The organism is Rhodanobacter koreensis, from assembly GCF_054782855.1.
The window spans coordinates 152,796-171,443 of the sequence record NZ_BAAGRR010000002.1; the positions used below are offsets into that span (position 1 = coordinate 152,796).

14 protein-coding genes are annotated in these 18,648 nt (G+C 63.0%); 7 read left to right on the plus strand and 7 right to left on the minus strand.

Annotated elements, in window-relative coordinates; translation table 11 throughout:
• Positions 1-11: 11 nt before the first annotated feature.
• A complete protein-coding gene (gene rpmA, locus ACYVKM_RS06440) occupies positions 12-269 on the plus strand; it encodes a 50S ribosomal protein L27 (protein ID WP_460876776.1) in 258 nt (85 codons plus the stop codon).
• Positions 270-503: 234 nt separating this feature from the next.
• On the plus strand, positions 504-1,583 hold the full coding sequence (gene cgtA, locus ACYVKM_RS06445) for an Obg family GTPase CgtA (protein WP_460876777.1): 1,080 nt from the start codon (positions 504-506) through the stop codon (positions 1,581-1,583).
• 19 nt (positions 1,584-1,602) lie between these two features.
• Here the strand turns inward: cgtA and ACYVKM_RS06450 are convergent, their stop codons facing one another.
• The 4 genes from ACYVKM_RS06450 to ACYVKM_RS06465 all read right to left on the minus strand — a co-directional run bounded on the left by ACYVKM_RS06450 (position 1,603) and on the right by ACYVKM_RS06465 (position 5,914).
• Positions 1,603-2,349, minus strand: coding sequence for a tetratricopeptide repeat protein (locus tag ACYVKM_RS06450; RefSeq protein ID WP_460876778.1), 747 nt, complete (start codon positions 2,347-2,349; stop codon positions 1,603-1,605).
• 93 nt (positions 2,350-2,442) lie between these two features.
• Positions 2,443-4,050: a carboxyl transferase domain-containing protein gene (locus tag ACYVKM_RS06455; RefSeq protein WP_460876779.1), complete on the minus strand. Its 1,608-nt coding sequence runs from the start codon at positions 4,048-4,050 to the stop codon at positions 2,443-2,445.
• 140 nt (positions 4,051-4,190) lie between these two features.
• Positions 4,191-4,571, minus strand: coding sequence for a hypothetical protein (locus ACYVKM_RS06460; protein WP_460876780.1), 381 nt, complete (start codon positions 4,569-4,571; stop codon positions 4,191-4,193).
• Between the two features lie 158 nt (positions 4,572-4,729).
• Positions 4,730-5,914 (minus strand): acetyl-CoA C-acyltransferase, encoded by a 1,185-nt coding sequence (locus ACYVKM_RS06465; protein ID WP_460876781.1) that lies wholly within the window; start codon positions 5,912-5,914, stop codon positions 4,730-4,732.
• 227 nt (positions 5,915-6,141) lie between these two features.
• Here ACYVKM_RS06465 and ACYVKM_RS06470 point away from each other — a divergent pair, with 227 nt between their 5' ends.
• Entirely contained in the window at positions 6,142-8,961 is a 2,820-nt protein-coding gene (locus tag ACYVKM_RS06470) for a S8 family serine peptidase (RefSeq protein WP_460876782.1), read from the plus strand.
• Positions 8,962-9,038: 77 nt separating this feature from the next.
• Here ACYVKM_RS06470 and agaR read toward each other — a convergent pair whose 3' ends face one another.
• From agaR to ACYVKM_RS06485, 3 genes are all read right to left on the minus strand, one after another.
• Positions 9,039-9,836 (minus strand): transcriptional repressor AgaR, encoded by a 798-nt coding sequence (agaR, locus tag ACYVKM_RS06475; protein WP_460876783.1) that lies wholly within the window; start codon positions 9,834-9,836, stop codon positions 9,039-9,041.
• Positions 9,833-11,044, minus strand: coding sequence for an amidohydrolase family protein (locus ACYVKM_RS06480; RefSeq protein WP_460876784.1), 1,212 nt, complete (start codon positions 11,042-11,044; stop codon positions 9,833-9,835). The genes agaR and ACYVKM_RS06480 overlap by 4 nt, the downstream gene beginning before the upstream one ends.
• A 165-nt stretch (positions 11,045-11,209) precedes the next feature.
• Complete coding sequence (locus ACYVKM_RS06485; protein ID WP_460876785.1) at positions 11,210-12,115, minus strand: class I fructose-bisphosphate aldolase; 906 nt, start codon at positions 12,113-12,115, stop codon at positions 11,210-11,212.
• A 132-nt stretch (positions 12,116-12,247) separates the two neighbouring features.
• On the opposite strand from ACYVKM_RS06485, the gene ACYVKM_RS06490 reads away from it, so the two are divergent.
• The 4 genes from ACYVKM_RS06490 to ACYVKM_RS06505 all read left to right on the plus strand — a co-directional run bounded on the left by ACYVKM_RS06490 (position 12,248) and on the right by ACYVKM_RS06505 (position 18,589).
• A complete protein-coding gene (locus ACYVKM_RS06490; RefSeq protein ID WP_460876786.1) occupies positions 12,248-13,411 on the plus strand; it encodes an SIS domain-containing protein in 1,164 nt (387 codons plus the stop codon).
• On the plus strand, positions 13,408-14,331 hold the full coding sequence (locus tag ACYVKM_RS06495; protein WP_460876787.1) for a carbohydrate kinase family protein: 924 nt from the start codon (positions 13,408-13,410) through the stop codon (positions 14,329-14,331). The genes ACYVKM_RS06490 and ACYVKM_RS06495 overlap by 4 nt, the downstream gene beginning before the upstream one ends.
• Positions 14,328-15,257, plus strand: coding sequence for a 1-phosphofructokinase family hexose kinase (locus ACYVKM_RS06500; RefSeq protein ID WP_460876788.1), 930 nt, complete (start codon positions 14,328-14,330; stop codon positions 15,255-15,257). Before ACYVKM_RS06495 ends, ACYVKM_RS06500 begins: the two co-directional genes overlap by 4 nt.
• Positions 15,258-15,442: 185 nt before the next feature.
• Positions 15,443-18,589 carry a TonB-dependent receptor domain-containing protein gene (locus tag ACYVKM_RS06505; protein ID WP_460876790.1) on the plus strand — a complete coding sequence of 1,049 codons (3,147 nt, stop codon included), beginning with the start codon at positions 15,443-15,445 and terminating at the stop codon, positions 18,587-18,589.
• Positions 18,590-18,648: the final 59 nt, after the last annotated feature.

Consider the following 18,648-nt stretch of genomic DNA (forward strand, 5'->3'; position numbering starts at 1 on the left):
AGCATTGAGTCATGGCACATAAAAAAGGCGTAGGTTCCAGCCGCAACGGTCGCGATTCGAACCCGAAATACCTGGGCGTGAAGATCTACGGTGGCCAGGCCATCGAAGCCGGCAATATCATCGTGCGCCAGCGCGGCACCCAGTTCCACCCGGGCGTCGGCGTCGGCCTGGGCCGCGACCACACGTTGTTCGCGCTGGTCGACGGCACCGTCCAGTTCAAGGTTCGCGGCGACAAGAATCGCCGTTTCGTCGACGTCGTAGAGGCGTAAGTCTCCGCGATGTGGCAGCGAAGGCCCCGCTTCGGCGGGGCTTTTCGTTTCGGCACATCCATGTGCCTCATCCTTCGGGCGGCTGTGCCGCGCAAACCGGCAGTCCTGCCGGTTTGTCGTTTCTGCAACAAACGTCGGGAACGGGAATGAGGAACAGGGAACGGTAAAAACCGACGCTCTGGTTGCCTATATGATTTCCCCGCTGCCCGTTCCCTCCACTCCCGGTCCAAACCCATGAAATTCGTCGACGAAGCCAATATCAAAGTCCTTGCCGGTGACGGCGGCAATGGCTGCATCAGCTTCCGCCGCGAGAAATTCATTCCGTTCGGCGGCCCCGACGGCGGTGACGGCGGTACCGGCGGTTCGGTCTGGCTGGTGGCTGACGAAGGCCTCAATACTTTGGTCGATTTTCGCCACCAGCGCAGCTTCAAGGCCCAGCGCGGTGAAAATGGCATGGGCAGCCAGATGTACGGCAAGGGCGGTGAGGACACGACGATCCGCGTGCCGGTCGGCACCATGATCACCAATGTCGATACCGACGAGGTGATCGGCGATCTCACCGGCCATGGCCAGCGCATGCTGGTGGCGCAGGGCGGCAAGGGCGGGCTGGGCAATATCCACTTCAAGAGTTCGGTGAACCGTGCACCGCGCAAGGCAACGCCGGGCACGCCGGGCGAGGTGCGCGAACTGAAGCTGGAGCTGCGCCTGCTCGCCGACGTCGGCCTGCTCGGTTTCCCGAATGCCGGCAAGTCCACCTTCATTCGCGCGGTTTCCGCGGCGACGCCGCGGGTGGCGGATTACCCGTTCACCACCTTGCACCCGAATCTCGGCGTGGTCAGCCTGGGCACCGATCAGAGCTTCGTGATCGCCGACATCCCTGGCCTTATCGAGGGAGCGGCCGACGGGGCTGGCCTCGGCATCCAGTTCCTGCGCCATGTGGCGCGCACCAGCCTGCTGCTGCACCTGGTCGATATCGCGCCGATCGACGGCACGGACCCGGCTGCGCAGGTGCGTGCGATCGAGCAGGAGCTGGCCAAGTTCAATCCGGAGCTGCTGGATCGTCCGCGTTGGCTGGTGCTGAACAAGGCCGACATGCTGGCCGAGGATGAACGTGCCGCGACCGCGGAAAAGATCATCGCCGAGCTCGGCTGGACCCAGCCATGGTTCCTGGTCTCGGCGATTGCCCGCGAGAACACCATGGCAGTCTGCCAGCAGGTGCAACGCTTCTTCGAATCGCAGCGCGAAGCCAGTGTGGAGCGGGTCGACATGCTGCCCAATGACGTACGACTGCGTAACGAAGAGCCGCGCGATTGAGCAGTACCCGATTGGCCGGTCAGGGTAGTGGCTGATCCGCCTTGGGTTGTGCACTCGATTCCGGTTTTTTGGACGTCTGAATACCATCCGATTTGACTGGCACCAGTGTCCCAACCGTCACAGTAGGGGTGTTGTAGGGGTCTTCGCTCGCCATAAGCTCCTGGTAGAGGAGCGAGCTATCCGTCGTATGGGTTCCGTTCGGATTTCCGACGTACCCCGGCCCTATCGGATGACCTGTCAGCGAGCCTGTTTGGCCCTTCTGTACCTCGACCCAGCGATTTTTGGCTCGACGCATTGCCGATTCGTCGCCATATCGGGACTCGAGTTCTTTGTAGATCGCCTCCGCCTTGCCAGCTCCGCCTGGCTTGAGGTTCGCCTCGATCAGTGTCTGTGCCTTCAGGTATACGGGATTTTTTCGCTCGGCGGCGAGCCTCATCCATGCTATCGCACGGGGAAGATCGACCGCCGTACCCTGACCCCGTGCGTACATGACGGCGAGATTATATTCGGCGGGTTTGTACGCCCAGGACGCAGCAAGCTCATACATCCGGACGGCATGCACGTAGTCGTGATGCATAAAGGCATAAGCGCCGATATTGAAAAAATACTGGCCGGGTCTTGCGTCGGCCAAGTGTGTGCCTTCCGTGAATGCAGGAGGCTTGCCGTTGGGGCCGGCCACCGTATCGTATTTTTGGCCAAAGACAGGCGTAGCCAAAGCAGCCGTCAAAAAAAACAGGCCGAATACAACGCGCGGGAATACGTTCATGACGTCCCAATCCCTTGGCTACAGGAATCGCATGAGGAACAGTACGCCTGGCATTTTTTGGTGGCAATAACCCAGGAGTTTTTTTGAACCGTGTTACATGCGGAATACGCCGAAGCGCTGCGGTTCGATCGGAGCATTGAGCGAGGCGGAGATCGCCAGGCCCAGTACGCGGCGGGTATCGGCCGGATCGATGATGCCATCGTCCCACAGCCGAGCGCTGGCGTAGTATGGATGGCCCTGGCGCTCGTATTGGTCGCGGATCGGTGCCTTGAACGTCTCCTCCTCCTCCGCGCTCCACGACTTGCCGGCGGCTTCGATGCCGTCGCGCTTCACCGTGGCGAGTACCGACGCGGCCTGTTCGCCGCCCATCACGGAAATGCGTGCATTCGGCCACATCCACAGGAAACGCGCGCCGTAGGCCCGGCCGCACATCGCGTAGTTGCCGGCGCCGAAGCTGCCACCGATCACCACGGTGAATTTCGGCACGTGCGAGCAGGCCACCGCAGTGACCATTTTCGCGCCGTCCTTCGCGATGCCGGCCTGCTCGTACTTCTTGCCGACCATGAAGCCGGTGATGTTCTGCAGGAATACCAGGGGCACGTTGCGCTGGTTGCACAGCTCGATGAAGTGCGCGCCCTTGAGCGCGCTCTCGGCGAACAGGATGCCGTTGTTGGCAATGATGCCAACGGGATAACCGTGGATATGCGCGAAGCCGGTAACCAGCGTTTTGCCGTAGCGCGCCTTGAATTCGTGGAACTCGGAGCCGTCGACGATGCGCGCGATCACCTCGCGGATGTCGAACGGGCGGCGGGTGTCCTGGGGAATCACGCCGTACAGCTCCTCGGCCGGGTATTTCGGTTCGACCGGCGCGCGCAGCGCCAGAGGCACGTCCTTCTTCCGGTTCAGGCTGGCGACAATGTCGCGCGCGATCGACAGTGCGTGCGTGTCGTTCTCGGCGTAGTGGTCGGCCACGCCGGACATGGAGGTGTGCACGTCTGCACCGCCCAGCGTTTCGGCATCGACCACCTCGCCGGTGGCGGCCTTCACCAGCGGTGGGCCGCCGAGGAAGATCGTGCCCTGCTCGCGCACGATGATCGTCTCGTCGCTCATTGCCGGCACGTAGGCACCGCCGGCGGTGCATGAGCCCATCACCACCGCGATCTGCGGAATGTTCAACGAGGACATGCGCGCCTGATTGTAGAAGATGCGACCGAAATGCTCCTTGTCCGGAAACACCTCGTCCTGCAGTGGCAGAAAGGCGCCGCCGGAATCGACCAGGTAGACGCAGGGCAGGCGATTCTCCAGCGCCACTTCCTGCGCGCGCAGGTGCTTCTTCACCGTCATCGGGAAATACGTGCCGCCCTTGACGGTGGCATCGTTCGCCACGACCACCACCTCGATGCCGTTGACCCGGCCGATGCCGGTGATCAGGCCCGCCGCCGGGGCCGCATCGTCGTACATGCCGTGCGCGGCCAGCGCGGATAGCTCGAGAAACGGCGAGCCCGGGTCGAGCAGGGCACGGATGCGTTCGCGCGGCAGCAGCTTGCCGCGGGCAACGTGCTTCTCCCGAGCCTTGGCACCACCGCCTTCGGCGCTGCGTGCCAGTTCATGCTGCAGGTCGTCGACCACGGCACGCAGCTGTGCGCTGCTGGCCTGGAACTCGGACGAACGGGGATCGATCTGCGAGGCGATGACGCTCATGGTTTTGGCTCTGTCGACATGAACAAACCACCGATGATAGCGGTGGACATCAGGGATCCGAAATGCCGGCTATTGCCGGGGCAGGGGCGAAAAAAAACCGGCCGCACATGGCGGCCGGTTTTGGTGGAAGCCGGACGGGCTCAGTGACCCGTGGCGGCGTCCTTCGCCTTGGCGGCTGCATCCTTTGCAGCGCCAGCGGCGTCCTTGGCAGCATCGGCAGCCTTGCCAGCAGCGTCGGCGGCATTGCCGGCGGCGCTCTTCATTGCGTCAGCAGCGCTCGGAGCGGTGCCGGCAGCGGCCGGGGCGGCAGCGGTGGAGGCCGGAGCGGCAGCGGTGGAAGCCGGAGCAGGAGCCGGAGCAGGAGCGGTTGCGGCCGCAGCAGCCTGCTGTGCCGTGTCAGCAGCCTGCTGAGCGGTGTCAGCCGACTTCTGGGCGTCCTGCGCGGAATCCTGCGCGCCGTTGCTGCAAGCCGCCAGCAACGCGACGAGCGCGGAGGCGAGAAGGGTACGCGTAAACTTCATGGTGTATCTCCTATGCCGTGGAATGCCATTTGGCCGTGTATTAATAACGCTTTCGTGGAAATTGCGCCACATTTTTTATAGTAGTGCTTCAGTGCGCATTAAATGCCGATTTAACCGGCCGTCATATGCGGGTAACGAAATGTTGCGGCACCCCGAATTCAGTCGATGCATTCCACCGCGATGGCGGTGGCTTCACCACCACCGATGCACAGGCTGGCCACGCCGCGCTTGAGGCCGCGCGTTTTCAGGGCATTGAGCAGGGTCACCACCAGGCGGGCACCGCTGGCGCCGATCGGATGACCCAGTGCGCAGGCGCCGCCATTGACGTTGAGCTTGTCGTGCGCAATGCCGAGTTCCTTCATCGGCGTCATGGCGACCACGGCAAATGCCTCGTTGATCTCGAACAGGTCGACGTCGGCCACCTTCCAGCCGGCCTTGTCCAGCACCTTCTGGATGGCGCCGACCGGGGCAGTGGTGAACCACTCCGGCTCCTGTGAATGGGTGGCATGAGCGACGATCCGTGCCAGCGGCTTCAGACCACGCTTGTTCGCATCATCGGCCGACAGCAGCACCAGTGCAGCGGCGCCGTCGGAGATACTGGAGGAACTGGCGGCGGTGATGGTGCCGTTCTCCTTGCGGAAGGCCGGCTTCAACGAGGGAATCTTGGCGATGTCGGAACGACCGGGCTGCTCGTCGGTATCGACCTGCACGTCGCCCTTGCGGCCACTCACGGTGACCGGCACGATCTCGCCGGCGAACGCGCCGTTCTGCTGCGCGGCCTGCGCGCGCTTGACCGACTCGATCGCGAAAGCATCCTGATCCTCGCGGGTGAAATGGTACTTGTCGGCGCACAACTCGCCGAACACGCCCATTGCCTTGCCGTCGTACGGGTTGGTGAGGCCATCCCAGGCCATGTGGTCGACCAGCTGGCCGTCGCCGTAGCGGATGCCGGTGCGCGCCTGCACCATGTGCGGCGCGTTGGTCATCGACTCCATGCCGCCGGCGACCACGACGGTCACCGAACCGGCCTTGATCAGGTCATGGCCCAGCATGATCGCCTTCATGCCCGAGCCGCACACCTTGTTGATCGTGGTGCAACCGACGCTGGCCGGCAGGTCGGCACCCAGCGAGGCCTGGCGTGCGGGTGCCTGACCCAGGTTGGCCGGCAATACGCAGCCCATGATCACCTCGCTGACATCGGCGGGTGCGACCCCGGATTGCTCCAGCGCGGCACGGATTGCCGTGGCGCCAAGTTTCGGCGTGGGGACGCCGGTGAACTGGCCGAGGAAGGAGCCGATGGCCGTGCGCTTGGCACCGGCGATGACGACGCTGACATCCGACATGAGTAACTCCACTTGTAATGCTGATGAGGCATGAATGCCTGGTAGATAACCCCCCGATTATCGCAGTCCGCTGCAAACCACGGCAAATCGGGCGGCATGGCGTGTTGAACGGTCTCGCGCCGTATTTCATTGCGTTTTCGTTGTGCCAAGATGCATCCGGGGAGGTGTCTCGGGTGTGCCTGGCACGCACGCGATACCGGGCTTGGGATGCGGTGGCGGGGTGCATCATGAAAACGTTCGATTCCGGGTTGCGGCGTCGTGAAGTGACGTTGCTGGTGGCCATGGTGCTTGGCCTGAACGCCTGCGGTGGAGGCGGGGGCAATGTCAAACCTACCCCCACCACGCCGACAGCGCCGCCGGTGACCCCACCGCCTGCGACGTCGACCGCCCAGCCACCGACTGACGCCCAACTCGCGATCACCAATACCTATGCGGCACACAATCAGGGCTATACCGGCGCAGGCGTAATCATTGGCGTGGTCGATACCGGCATCATGGCCAGTAATCCGGCGCTGTCCGGACGGGTGCTGAAGGAATTGACCTATGTCGACCCAACCACCAACAACCTCAGCATCGATGATGTCGTGGGGCATGGGACCTGGGTGTCGGAGATCGCGGCGGGTGCCCCGTTCGCACAGTTCCCCGGTGGTATTGCGCCAGGTGCCGATCTGGTCTCGGCGCGCATCATCGATGACAACGCAGGCGACGACAACGGATCGTCCCCGCCGGCCCAGGTCACTTCCGCCGATCCGCTGCCACAGGTCAGTGCGGACCTGATCGCGAACGGTGCCAAGATCATGAACAATTCGTGGGGCGGCATAACATGGAGCTCCACCGATACGGCCACCACGCAACTTTTCGACGCTGCCTACAGCACTTACGTCAATTCCTGGGGCGGCCTGGTGGTGTTCGCCGCAGGCAATGATTCGGAAGCCAACCCCAGCACGATCGCCGCACTGCCCAGTCTGGCGCCTGATCTGGCCAAGGGCTGGCTGACCGTGGTCGCCGTCAACAGCAACAATCCGACCCAACTGGAAAGCTATTCGGATAAATGTGGCATCGCGATGAACTACTGCCTGGCCGCGCCTGGTGACGTGATCGTGCTGGACAAGGGCACCCTCGCCAGCACCACCAACCCGAGCTATTACATTGTGGAGGGCACGTCGCTAGCGGCCCCGCAGGTGTCCGGTGCGGCAGCGCTGGTATGGCAGGCCTACCCGTATTTCACCAACGACCTGGTGCGCCAGACCCTGCTGGGCACGGCCGACCCGCTCGGAGGCTCGCAACCGAATCCAACCTTCGGTTACGGCGAGCTGGATGTCGGCAAGGCGGTGAACGGGCCGGAGCAATTCAACTGGGGTGATGTCACCGTCAGCTTCAGCGGCAGTTCGAGCTGGAACAATCCGATCTCCGGTGCCGGTGGGTTGATCAAGCAGGGCACCGGCACGCTCAACCTGACCCGGCCGTCGAGCTATACCGGCATGACCCAGGTACAGGGCGGCACACTTACCGCCCTGTCGCTGGCATCCAGCGTAAGCATCAGCGCCGGCGCCACGATGAGCGGCACCCAGACCATCGGCGGCAGCGTGACCAATGCCGGCGTGCTCGGTGTCAGCGGCAGCAATGTCACTGTCGGCGGCAACTATGTTCAGCAAGGCAATGGCCGACTGGCGGTATCGCTGGGTTCGGCATTGAACGTCGCCGGTACAGCCAGCTTGAGCGGCGGCGATCTGTTCGTGACCGGCACGAATGCGGGCTATGTGGTCAGCTCGCATACCAATGTGCTGACCGCTGTCGGTGGTCTCACCGGCACGTTCTCGGCTTTGAACACAGCGTCCAATGTGATGTTGACATCCACACTCAACTACGACGCCAACGATGCCTGGCTCGATGTGCAGCAGGTGAATGTCACCGCGATACAGGGCGCGAGCTACACGGCAGCCTCGTACGGTGCTGCGCAGCGTGTGCAAGGTGCGTTCGGTCAGCTCAACAGCCAGCTCAAGCAAGGGACGCTGACGCCGACTTCCACAGCAGTCGCCAGCGGTTTTTTCGCTGGCGCAGCGAGTCTGCAGCAATCAGCCACGCTTGCTGCCGCACAGAATTCGCTCAGCAGCCTTTCGGGCCAGTTACACGCGGCCAGCGCGGCGATGACGTTCGAGGCGATCGATGCAGGTACCGAGGCGCTGTCCAGTCGCTTCGACCAGTTGCTCGACGTTCCCGCGCCGGGTGGCTGGACCCAGCATCTGGGCTCCCAGGGCAGCATGTCGCGCAGTGGCTATAGCGATGTCGGTTACGACCTGAGCGGCATCATGGTCGGCGCGGACAGTCGCTTCGGCCCGAATGGCGTGATGGGTTACGCCGTGAGCCAGAGCCAGGGACTGGGCAGGCTTGCCGAAAGTGGCGACCAGGGCAACAGTCACGCACTGGAAGGCATGCTCTACGGCGGCGTGATCGACGGAAACTGGTACACGATGGGACGTTTCGGCATCGGCAGCTATCGCGAGAACATGCAGCGCGAGCTCGAGCTCGGCAATGATTTTTCCAGGGTATTCAGCGACAGCAATGGCCGCTACGGTCTGGCCTATGGCGAGAGCGGTTACCGCTTTACGCTCGGCGGCATGCAACTGACCCCCTACGTCAACCTGCAATACGCACAGATCCAGAGTGACGGCTTCAACGAAGGTGGTGCGGACGGTTTTGGCCTGGTGTCCGATGCACAGAACATCGAACGCTGGCAGGCCGGCGTGGGCATGCGTGCCATGCATCGCTGGTCGCTCGACGGCGGTACTACGCTGACGTGGCAGACCCGGCTGTTGTGGCAGCGGGCCCTAGCCATGCACGGTGAGATACCGGATGCCAGCTTCACCGGGCTGACGCAGTGGGCGCCGGTGGGCGGTATCGGCCTGTCACGCTACGGTGGTGTGGCCGCAACGTCACTCAACTGGGGTTTCTCGCCGAACTCCAGCCTGCAACTGGATTTCGAGAAGGACTATGACCAGTACCAGGATGGAAACATGGCCATGGTCAGTTACAAGCTGACGTTCTGATCGCGGCGACCTGTCGGCGGCTGCACGGAAATGCGAGGTCGCCAGTCAGGCGCTTACGCCACCCGACCGCACGAGTGTCAGACCAGCACGACCTGCACCCCGGCGGCGCGCAGGGTTTCGACGGTCTCGGCGGGAGCGCTGTTGTCGCTGATCACCATGTGCAGGTTCTGCACCGGTGTGATCACCGACAGGCTGCGCTGCCCCAGTTTGCTGGCGTCGAGTACGGCGACGGTCTGGCGCGAGACGCGGATCATCAGCGCATTCAACGCCGCCTCAAGCGGGTCCGGGGTAGTTACGCCCACTTCGGGATCGAGTCCGTCGACACCGAGGAACAGCCGGTCGGCGGAAAGTTTCGCCAGCGCCTGCTCGGCATCCGGGCCCACCAGTGAATACGAGGTCTGGCGCAGCAAGCCGCCCAGCATCATCACGCGGATCTGCGGCAGGCCGGACAGTTCCATTGCGATATTCAGCGCGTTGGTGATCACGGTCAGCGATTCGAACTTCATCTGACGGATCTGCCGGGCGATCTCCACCGTGGTCGAGCCGGAGTCGAGGATGATCGTTTCGCCATCCTGGATCATCTTCGCCGCGGCCTGACCGATGCGCAGTTTCTGCGCATGCCAGCGGGTTTCCTTGATATTGAGCGGCGTGTCATTCGTGGCTGCCGAGGCCGGCAGCGCACCGCCATGCGAACGGGCGATCGCCGAACTGCGCGCGAGCGCCTCCAGATCGCCGCGGATCGTCACGGTGGAAGTGTTGAAGCGTGTCGCCAGCTCTTCCACCGTGGCGCGGCCCTGTTGTTCCACCAGTTCGACGATCAGGCGGCGGCGTTCCTCAACCAGCAGTCGACGCGAAGCGATGGGAGTTTCACTCATGGGTCAATGTTCAAAAGTCGGGCGGCGTTGTCATGGTATATCTTGCGGAGAATCGTGTCCGACAGCCCCAGCCCATAGATCGACCAGCGGCCCTGCGGCGGCGCCGGTGCCGGCGCGTAGTCGAAGTATTCGTCTTCGGTTTCCAGAAAGCGATAGTAGATCTCGTACAGCTCGTCGCCGAACAGCTGCTGCGGTACGTCGTCGCCATACGGTGATGGCACGGCATCGGTCCCGAACAGGATCCGATCCTGATAGCGGTCGAAGAAGCGCTGCGCGATGCGCGGCTGGCGGCCCAGTTCGCCGACGCGTGCGCTGATGTCGATCACGGTGTTCGGGTAGCGGTCCAGGCAGGCGGCGACGGCGGCCAGGTTCTCCGCGTTGTTGCCCACGTGCAGCAGGGCGAAAGTGGTCTTCGGGTGGCGCGCGATCATGCGGTCGCGCGCGGCGAGCAGTTCCGCGTTGCTGGGAAACTCCGGGCCGTAAAACGACCAGTCCGGGTGGTTGGCCAGTTCCTCGTAGCGCTCGTTGGTTTCATCGGTGGGCAGGAAGAACGCTTCCGGATCGGACACGTGCAGGAACACCGGCATGTTGTTTGCGGCGCAGGCCTCCCACATCGGATCGAAGCGGCGGTCGTCCACCGCCACCAGCGGGCCTTCGTCGATCCGTTCGCGCAGATACAGGCCCAGCGTCTTCAGCAGTTTGAGGCCGCGTGCGCCGACACGTTTGGCATGGGCGATCGCGTCACCCTGCAACTGCGCATAGTTCGGCTCGGGGAAGTGTTCGTAGGAGGGTTCGGTCAGGGTAAGGAAGCGTCCTGGTGCAGCCTGGTCGAAGTTGCGAATGCTCTTCTCCAGGCCGGCACCGACGCCGCCGGTGAGGTTCACCAGGGTGCGCACGCCCTTGCGATCCATCACCGGCAGCAGGTCCTCGGGCTGGGCGAACAGGGTGACCTCTTCGCCCACCGAGATGCCGTTGCGCACGTTGCTGGACCAGGTCAGGTGCGCGTGCACGTCGATCACCGGAAAGCGCGGACGCTCGATGTGCGTCTGCGGCACCTGCAGCATGCTGCGTGGCCGGAAGTCTCTCAACCGCAGATCGTTCTTGCTGGCGTCCGGCTGCGTCTGCAGCGGATTCTTGCTGCTCTCGACGCGAACCGTGCCGGCGCCGGTGGGCGGCGCACAGCAGAGGCAGGATTTTTGGTGGGTCATGTGCGGCACCTGCTTCTGGGCCTCTTGCGTTCTGCCATGGGTTTCAGGGGCGTCATCCCGGCGTAAGCCGGGATCCGGTGTCTTTGGTTCGACCCGCGTTGAAGCCACTGGATTTCGGCTTGCGCCGGAATGACGAGCAAAAACGTGGCTTTTCGAAATACGGCTTCAGCGCGGATATTTCGCCATGATGTCATGCACCTGTCGCGTCAACGCCACCGCCTGATCGAACGGACGCAGCCACATGTTGCGCCCGAACATCACGCCGTTGGCGCCGGACTGCATGTAGAACTCGACCTTGCGCAGCACCGCCGCATCATCGTCATTCTTCTCGCCGCCGGAGAACAGCACCATCGTACGGCCGGCCGAACGCACCACGCGGGCACAACGCGCACCGGCGTCTTCCTGCAGCTTGTCATAGGGCGCCGGCACATTGGCCACGCTGTCGTTCGGCTCGTGCAGCTTGACGATATCGGCACCCAGTTCCAGCGCCACGCGGGCCGCGTAATCCTGCGCGTACAAGGTATTCGTGCCGCCCTTGGCGTTGACGGCACTGCCACGCGGATACGCCCACATGACCAGCGGCATGCCGAAGCGCTCGCAATCCTGGCGCACCTTCTCGAACTGGCGGAACTCGTCGTGCTGGCGCGGCGAACCCACGTACATGGTGTAGCCGACCGCGTCGGCACCGAGGCGCACCGCATCCTCGACCGAGGCGAACAGCGGCGAGGTGGCCTCGGCATCGCTGGCGATATTGGTCTTGCCATTGAGCTTGAGGATCAATGGCACCCGACCGCAGTACTCGGTCATGTACTTCTCGGCCAGGCCAATGCCCAGCGCGATGGCAGAAAACCCCCCGGCCGCGGCGAGCTCGAACTGATAGCCCGGATCGACGGCCGGTGGGTGGGGAAAGAAATCGGTGGGACCATGCTCCAGTCCCTGATCAAGCGGCAGCACCAGCAGGCTGCCGTTGCGTGGGCCGTGGCCGTACAGCAGCCGCCACAGGCGGGTGCGCTTGCCGTGGGACAGGGCGAGCCGGGAAAGTTGGCTGCCAGTGTTCGAAACCTCTTGCAAGCTTTGTTTCATTTCGAATACTCTCGGTTCAGAAGCTATATACTTTCATATTCAATCGAATTTGGCAAAATGTCAAAATTAAGCAAGAAAACGAAACATTCGATCGGACTGCGAGAGCTGCTGTCGCTTCCTATGGCAGAACAGCAGGAGCGCGGCTACGCCGACACTCTGCGCGAAATTCTGCAGCAGCCGGCGACGTGGATGGCAACGGCTGACTTGCTGCGCAGTCCGCAACTGCAGGAGCAGTTGCAGGCTGCGTTGACGCCACCGCCGAGCCATATCGTGCTGACCGGTTCGGGCAGCTCGATGTATATCGGCGAATGCCTTGCACCGACCCTGCAGCTTGGCCTGGGCATGCCAGCGCAGGCCATCGCGGCCGGCACCTTGCTCACGCACTGGCGCAGTGTGCTACCACCCGGTGGCGGTTTGCTGATTTCGCTGGCGCGCTCGGGCGACAGCCCGGAAAGCTGTGGCGTGGTGGATCGCCTGCTGGCGGATGCGCCTGACTATCGCCACCTGATCATCACCTGCAATGCCCATGGCAGGCTCGCCACCAGTTATCGCCACGATCCGCGGGTCACCGTACTGGTGCTCGACGAGCGCACCAATGACCGCAGCCTGGTGATGACCAGCAGCTTTACCAACCTGTTGCTGGCCGGCTTCGGTCTGGTTCAGTGCGAAGGCAGCGATGCCATTGCGGCAGTGGACCGGCTGGCGCGCAGCGTCCAGCACGTCTTCGACGAACAGGCCGATGCGCTGGCGGCAATCGCCCGCAGCGAGTTCAGCAACGTCGTCTATCTCGGCAGTGGCGGTGCGCTCGGTGCAGCACACGAGTCCGCGTTGAAGATGCTGGAAATGAGCGGCGGCGCCGTGGTCACAATGGCGGAGACCTATCTCGGCCTGCGCCACGGGCCGATGTCCAGCCTCGACGAGCAGAGCCTGGTGGTCGGCTTCCTGTCACCGGATCCGGCGGTACGCGCGTACGAGCTCGACCTGCTGTGCGAACTGTCGCGCAAGCAGCTGGGCATGACCCGGGTATTGGTGGGCGAGCGCATCCCGACCGATGTGCTGGGCCCGTACGACGTGGCGGTGGAGCTGGTGGGCCTCGATGCGATGAATGAGGCACTGCCGTTGCTGGCGGATGTGGCGGTGGGACAGCTGCTCGCGTTCTTCCGTTGCCTGGAGCTGGGCGGCAAGCCGGATACGCCGTCGCAGGGCGTGCTCACGCGCGTGGTCGAGCACTTTCCGATGCACAGCGAGCGCAGCTCGAAAAATGGGCATGGAGAGGGCGCATGAAGCGCATCCTGGTCGTCGGCGAAATCAACGTCGATCTGGTCTTCAAGCATTGCCATGCGTTGCCCGCGCCGGGCCGCGAGGTACTGGCCGACGACTTCTGCATGACGCCGGGCAGCTCCACGATGATCTGTGCGATGGGGCTGGCGCGGCTGGGCAATCCCGTGGCATTCCGCGGCAAGCTCGGTGCCGACAGCTGGGGCGCCTATTGTCTCGATGCGTTGCGTGCCGCCGGCATCGACGTCGCCGCCGTGCAGCCGGACGCGACCTTGCGCACCGGCGTCACCGTCTCGCTGTCGACGCCGCAGGATCGCGCCCTGGTGACGTTCCCCGGCGCGATCGCCACGCTGCGTGCGGACGAAGTGGACGACGCGTTGCTGGCCGGCGCCGATCACCTGCATGTTTCCTCGTACTACCTGCAGCGTGCGCTGCGACCCGATTGCCGCCAGCTGTTCGCGCGTGCGCATGCCGCTGGTCTGAGCACTTCGCTCGATCCCGGCTTCGATCCGCAGCAGACGTGGGCATCCGATTTGCTCGATGCGCTGACCGAAGTCGACCTGTTCCTGCCGAACGAGCTGGAGCTGGCGGCCATCACCGGGCGTGACGGCGTGCTTGCCGGTCTGCGCGCGCTCGACAACGGACGCACGCGAACCGTGGTGAAGCGCGGACAACTCGGCTGCGCCAGCCTGGATCAGGGACAGCTGCTCGAAGTGCCGGCGTTTGCCGTCGACCCGGTCGACAGTACCGGCGCCGGCGATTCGTTCGACGCGGGTTTTCTGCATGCGTGGCTGCGCGGCCAGACGCTGCATGACTGCATGCGCTGGGGCAGTGCCTGCGGCAGCCTCTCCACGCGACGCACCGGTGGTACGGCCGGCCAGGCCAGCGTGCCGGAAGTGGATACCCTGCTGGCGAACGTGCCGTGATCACCGTCATCGGCTTCAACACGGCGATCGACCGGTTCATCCGGTTGGACACGCTGCGCCCCGGCGAAGTCAGTCGTGCACTCGACGAACAGGCGTACCCCGGCGGCAAGGGCCTGCACGTGGCGCAGACGATTGCTGCGCTGGGCGAGCGCGTGCAGTTGGTCGGCCTGGTCGACCCGGCGCATCGCAACATGATCGGTCGGCTGATGTGCGAGCGCGGTGTGTTGTTCCACGGCATCGAGGTCACCGACGGCCTGCGCACCTGCATCGCGCTGCAGGATGCCAGCGGACAGATCACCGAAATCCTCGGCCAGGGGCCGCTGCTGGATGGCACACAGCAGGAGGCTTTGCTGCGCGCGTTCCGTCGTGGTGTCGACGACAGTGACCTGATCGTGCTGTCCGGCAGCCTGCCGCGAGGTTTTCCACCGGCCACTTATGCCGAACTGGCCGCGCATGTGCGCGATGCCGGCAAACGTTGCCTGGTCGACGCCGGCAGCGAGCTGCTGCAGCACGCCGTGCAGGCGCAACCATTTCTGGTCAAGCCCAATCGCGACGAGATCACCGAATTGCTCGGGCGTCCGATTGGCGATCTCGCTGCGGCCGTGGGTGCGGTTCGCGAACTGCATGCGCATGGCGTCGCAATGCCGGTAGTGACGATGGGTGCGCTGGGCGCGGTGGCTGCCGATGCGAGTGGCATCTGGCACGCCGCGATCGAGCTGGCACACGTGCGCAACACGGTGGGCTCGGGCGACTGCCTGCTGGCCGGCATGACGGTAAGCATGGCGCGGAGCATGAATTTGGAAGAAACCTTGCGCCTGGGCGTCGCTTGCGGCGCCGCCAATGCGCAAGGTGAGGAAACCGGTTTCGTCGAACGGCGGACGGTGGAGGCGTTGCTGCCGGAGGTAAGGGTAGAGCGCCTGGCATGACAAATAGCAAGGGACTCAACCGGACGGCTATCCGTCCGGACGGGGAGTCTTGCGTCCGAAATTTTGATGAAGGTGAAAACAAGTTCGTGGAAGGGGACGTTTCCATGGGCATCCATAACCGCCAGTTGCAGAAGGGGAGTTGTCGTATCTGTGCAAGGCGACGGTAAATACGGGAGAGGTGTTCTATGCGTGTCGACAAGAATGGCAAATTTGCGGCCGAGGGCAAGAACAAGAAGTTGTTGGCAGTGTCCATCGGCAGATCGTTGATGGCGATGCAGATGGCCTGGGTGGCGGGAGGTCTCGCGTTTGCGGGAGGCGCGTGGGCGCAGACCAACACGCTGGCCGTACCCACGGGGACGACGAATACGACCCCCGTGAATCCGGCTCAGAACTCGAGTTCAACCACGGACGGTTCCACATCTTCAAAACCGCCGAAAAAAGCGGTGCAGATGCAGGCGGTGAACGTAACCGGCTCGAACCTTCGTGGCGTGGATATAGAGACGGCGCTTCCGACCATCACCATCAGCAGTCAGGATATCCAGCGGCAGGGTTTTGCCACCGTCGGCCAGCTGCTGCAGAACCTGTCCTCCGCAGCGACACCCGATCTGAGCCGCGGCGATGCCGCATCGCTGGGTCCCAACCAGGGCGGCACCTTCATCGACCTGCGTGGTCTTGGCGCACAGCGCACACTTGTTCTGGTGGATGGACAGCGTATCGGCGCGGTGCACGGCGGCTATACGGATGTCAGCGTGATTCCCGTATCGATCGTCGACCATATCGATGTTCTGGGTAGTGGTGCCTCGGCGATCTACGGCTCCGACGCCATCGCCGGTGTGATCAACATCGTTACCGTCAAGAATTTCAACGGGGTGCAGCTCGATACCTATGCCGGCGAATACATGCCGCACAATGACGGCAGCCAGGCCCAGTACAGCGTCACCGCCGGCACAAATGGTGAACGCAATTCCCTGGTGGCCAGTGCTTCGTATCAGTACCAGGGGTCGGTTTCGGGCGGTGATCGTCCGTGGTCGGCATATCCCCAGACCAACCACTACCCTTATTTCGGGCTCAGCTCGCTGCCACCGAACAGCGGCTTCATTCTCAATTCGGCGACAGCGGATCCGAGTAACGGAAGCCGCGTGCTGACCCTGAATCCAGGTGGTGATTCGGGGAACATCAACGACTATTCGTTTCGGACGCCCCGGATATACGGCCCGGACGGCAACGTTACCAGCCTCGCCAATGCGGGTTCGTATATCTACAACTACAACAACCTGAGCACCATCCTCAGCCCCAACAAGACCAAGAACCTGTATCTGTCCGATCGCTACAAGATCACCGATCACATCACCGCGCATGTCGAGCTCGGCTACAACGAGAGCTGGAACGGTGGCACCGGTGGCCCGAGTTACCTGTACAGCGGTCAGTCCAGCAACCCGCCGAATCTCCCCCAGTTTCCGCTGCTGCTTTCCGCACAGAGCTACTACAACCCCTACAACGCGCCGGGACAGACGCCCCAGGATGTGCAATTCGAGCGGCTGTTCACGCAAAACCTTTACAGCAACGACAACACCTCGAAGAACTATCGCTACAGCGCCGGCCTGGAAGGCGACTTCAGTTTTGACGATCACCTGTTCAATTGGGATGCGTACTATTACGACAGCAAGATCCGCGACGTCGACATCCGCCCGGGGCAGTACAACCTGATCAATGCGACGCAAGCCCTGGGGCCATCCTTCATGGGTGCCAACGGAGTCGTGCAGTGTGGTACTCCCGGCAATGTGATCGCCGGATGCGTGCCATTGAATCCGCTCGGTACCGTCACCCAGCAGATGCTCAATTACATTGCCATCAACAATGTCGAGCGCACCGGTTATGACGAAAAGGCTGCCGTTGCCGATATCAGCGGTGGCGTCTACGAGTTGCCCGGGGGTGACCTCACGGTCGGCGCGGGCGTGCAGCATCGGACGGAAGCGGGCTTCGACTATACCGATCCCTTCGCCACGGCGGGCTATTCGAGCGACTACTCGGTCGCGCCCAACCAGGGCAGTTTCAGCGTCAATGAGGGCTACGTCGAGGTCTTTGCCCCACTGCTGAAGGATCTGCCCGGCGCACAAAGCCTTTCGCTCGACGTGGCGCGTCGCTGGTCGAATTACAGCAATTTCGGCGGTACGCGGAACAACTCCTTCAAGCTGGCCTGGAAACCGATCGACGACTTGATGGTGCGCGCCAGCTACAGCACCAATTTCCGCGCGCCGACGATCAACGACCTGTATCAGGGACTCTATCTGGCCGGCGGTTTTACCGATCCCTGCGATGCGGTGTACGGACCATCGCAATACGGTTACAGCGCAACGGTGGCGCAGCGCTGTGTCAGCGGCTTTGGCGGCTTGCCTGGAGTAGGGGCGAATTTCCGTCAGACCGATATTTCCGGTGCGCCGGTCACCGGCCCCGGCGCCGCCGGCATCACCAACAGCTACAACGGTGGCAATGTCAATCTGAAGCCGGAAACCGGCTACAACGGCGACATCGGCATGGTCTACAGTCCGTCCTGGCTACCAGGCTTCAATGCCACGGTGGACTGGTGGAGCTACAACATCCGCAACCTGATCACCGGCATCAGCAATGATCAGGTGCTGGCCGATTGCTATGAGTTCGGCATCACCTCGGCATGTTCGCAGTTCCAGCGCCAAGGCGGCACCGGGCCGCTGGCCGGCCAGATCATCAATTTGATGAACCTGGAGGTCAATGCGGGCTGGCTGAAGGAGCGCGGCTGGGATTTCGGTAGCAGCTACACCTTTCCCGAGTCCAGCTTAGGCCGCTTCAAACTGGGCCTGCAGGGCACCTATATCGCAACCAACAACGTGCAGCCGACCGTCGGCGCGCCCGTTCAGTACACGGCGGGCACCGCATACGGCAACCTCGATGGCGCCGTGTGGCGCGTGCGCGGCAACTTCACCGTCAGTTGGGCCTACCGCAATTTCGGCGCGGACTGGACCGTGCGCTACTTCTCGCCGATCAAGGGTGGTTGCGCCTATCCGCCACCGACCACCACTACAGTATTCCCCTGCACCTTGCCCGATTACTACGCGCCGGGCATTGGAATTTCCCCGCTGACGCAACAACCGTCGGTCACCTTCAACGATCTGCAAGTGCACTGGAACACGCCGTGGAAGGGCACCCTCTCGCTGGGTGTCAACAACATCTTCAACCGTGTGGGTCCCTATATCTACGGTGGCGGCTTCAATTCGGGTACGGACAGTTACAACGACTACAACGCCTCCTATGACATCGGTCGTTTCGTGTACTTCCGTTATCAGCAGAAGTTCTGACGGCTGTGCGGAGCGAAGCCTTGTCCGGGTGAATCCCGGGCAAGGTTTCCAATCTGCGC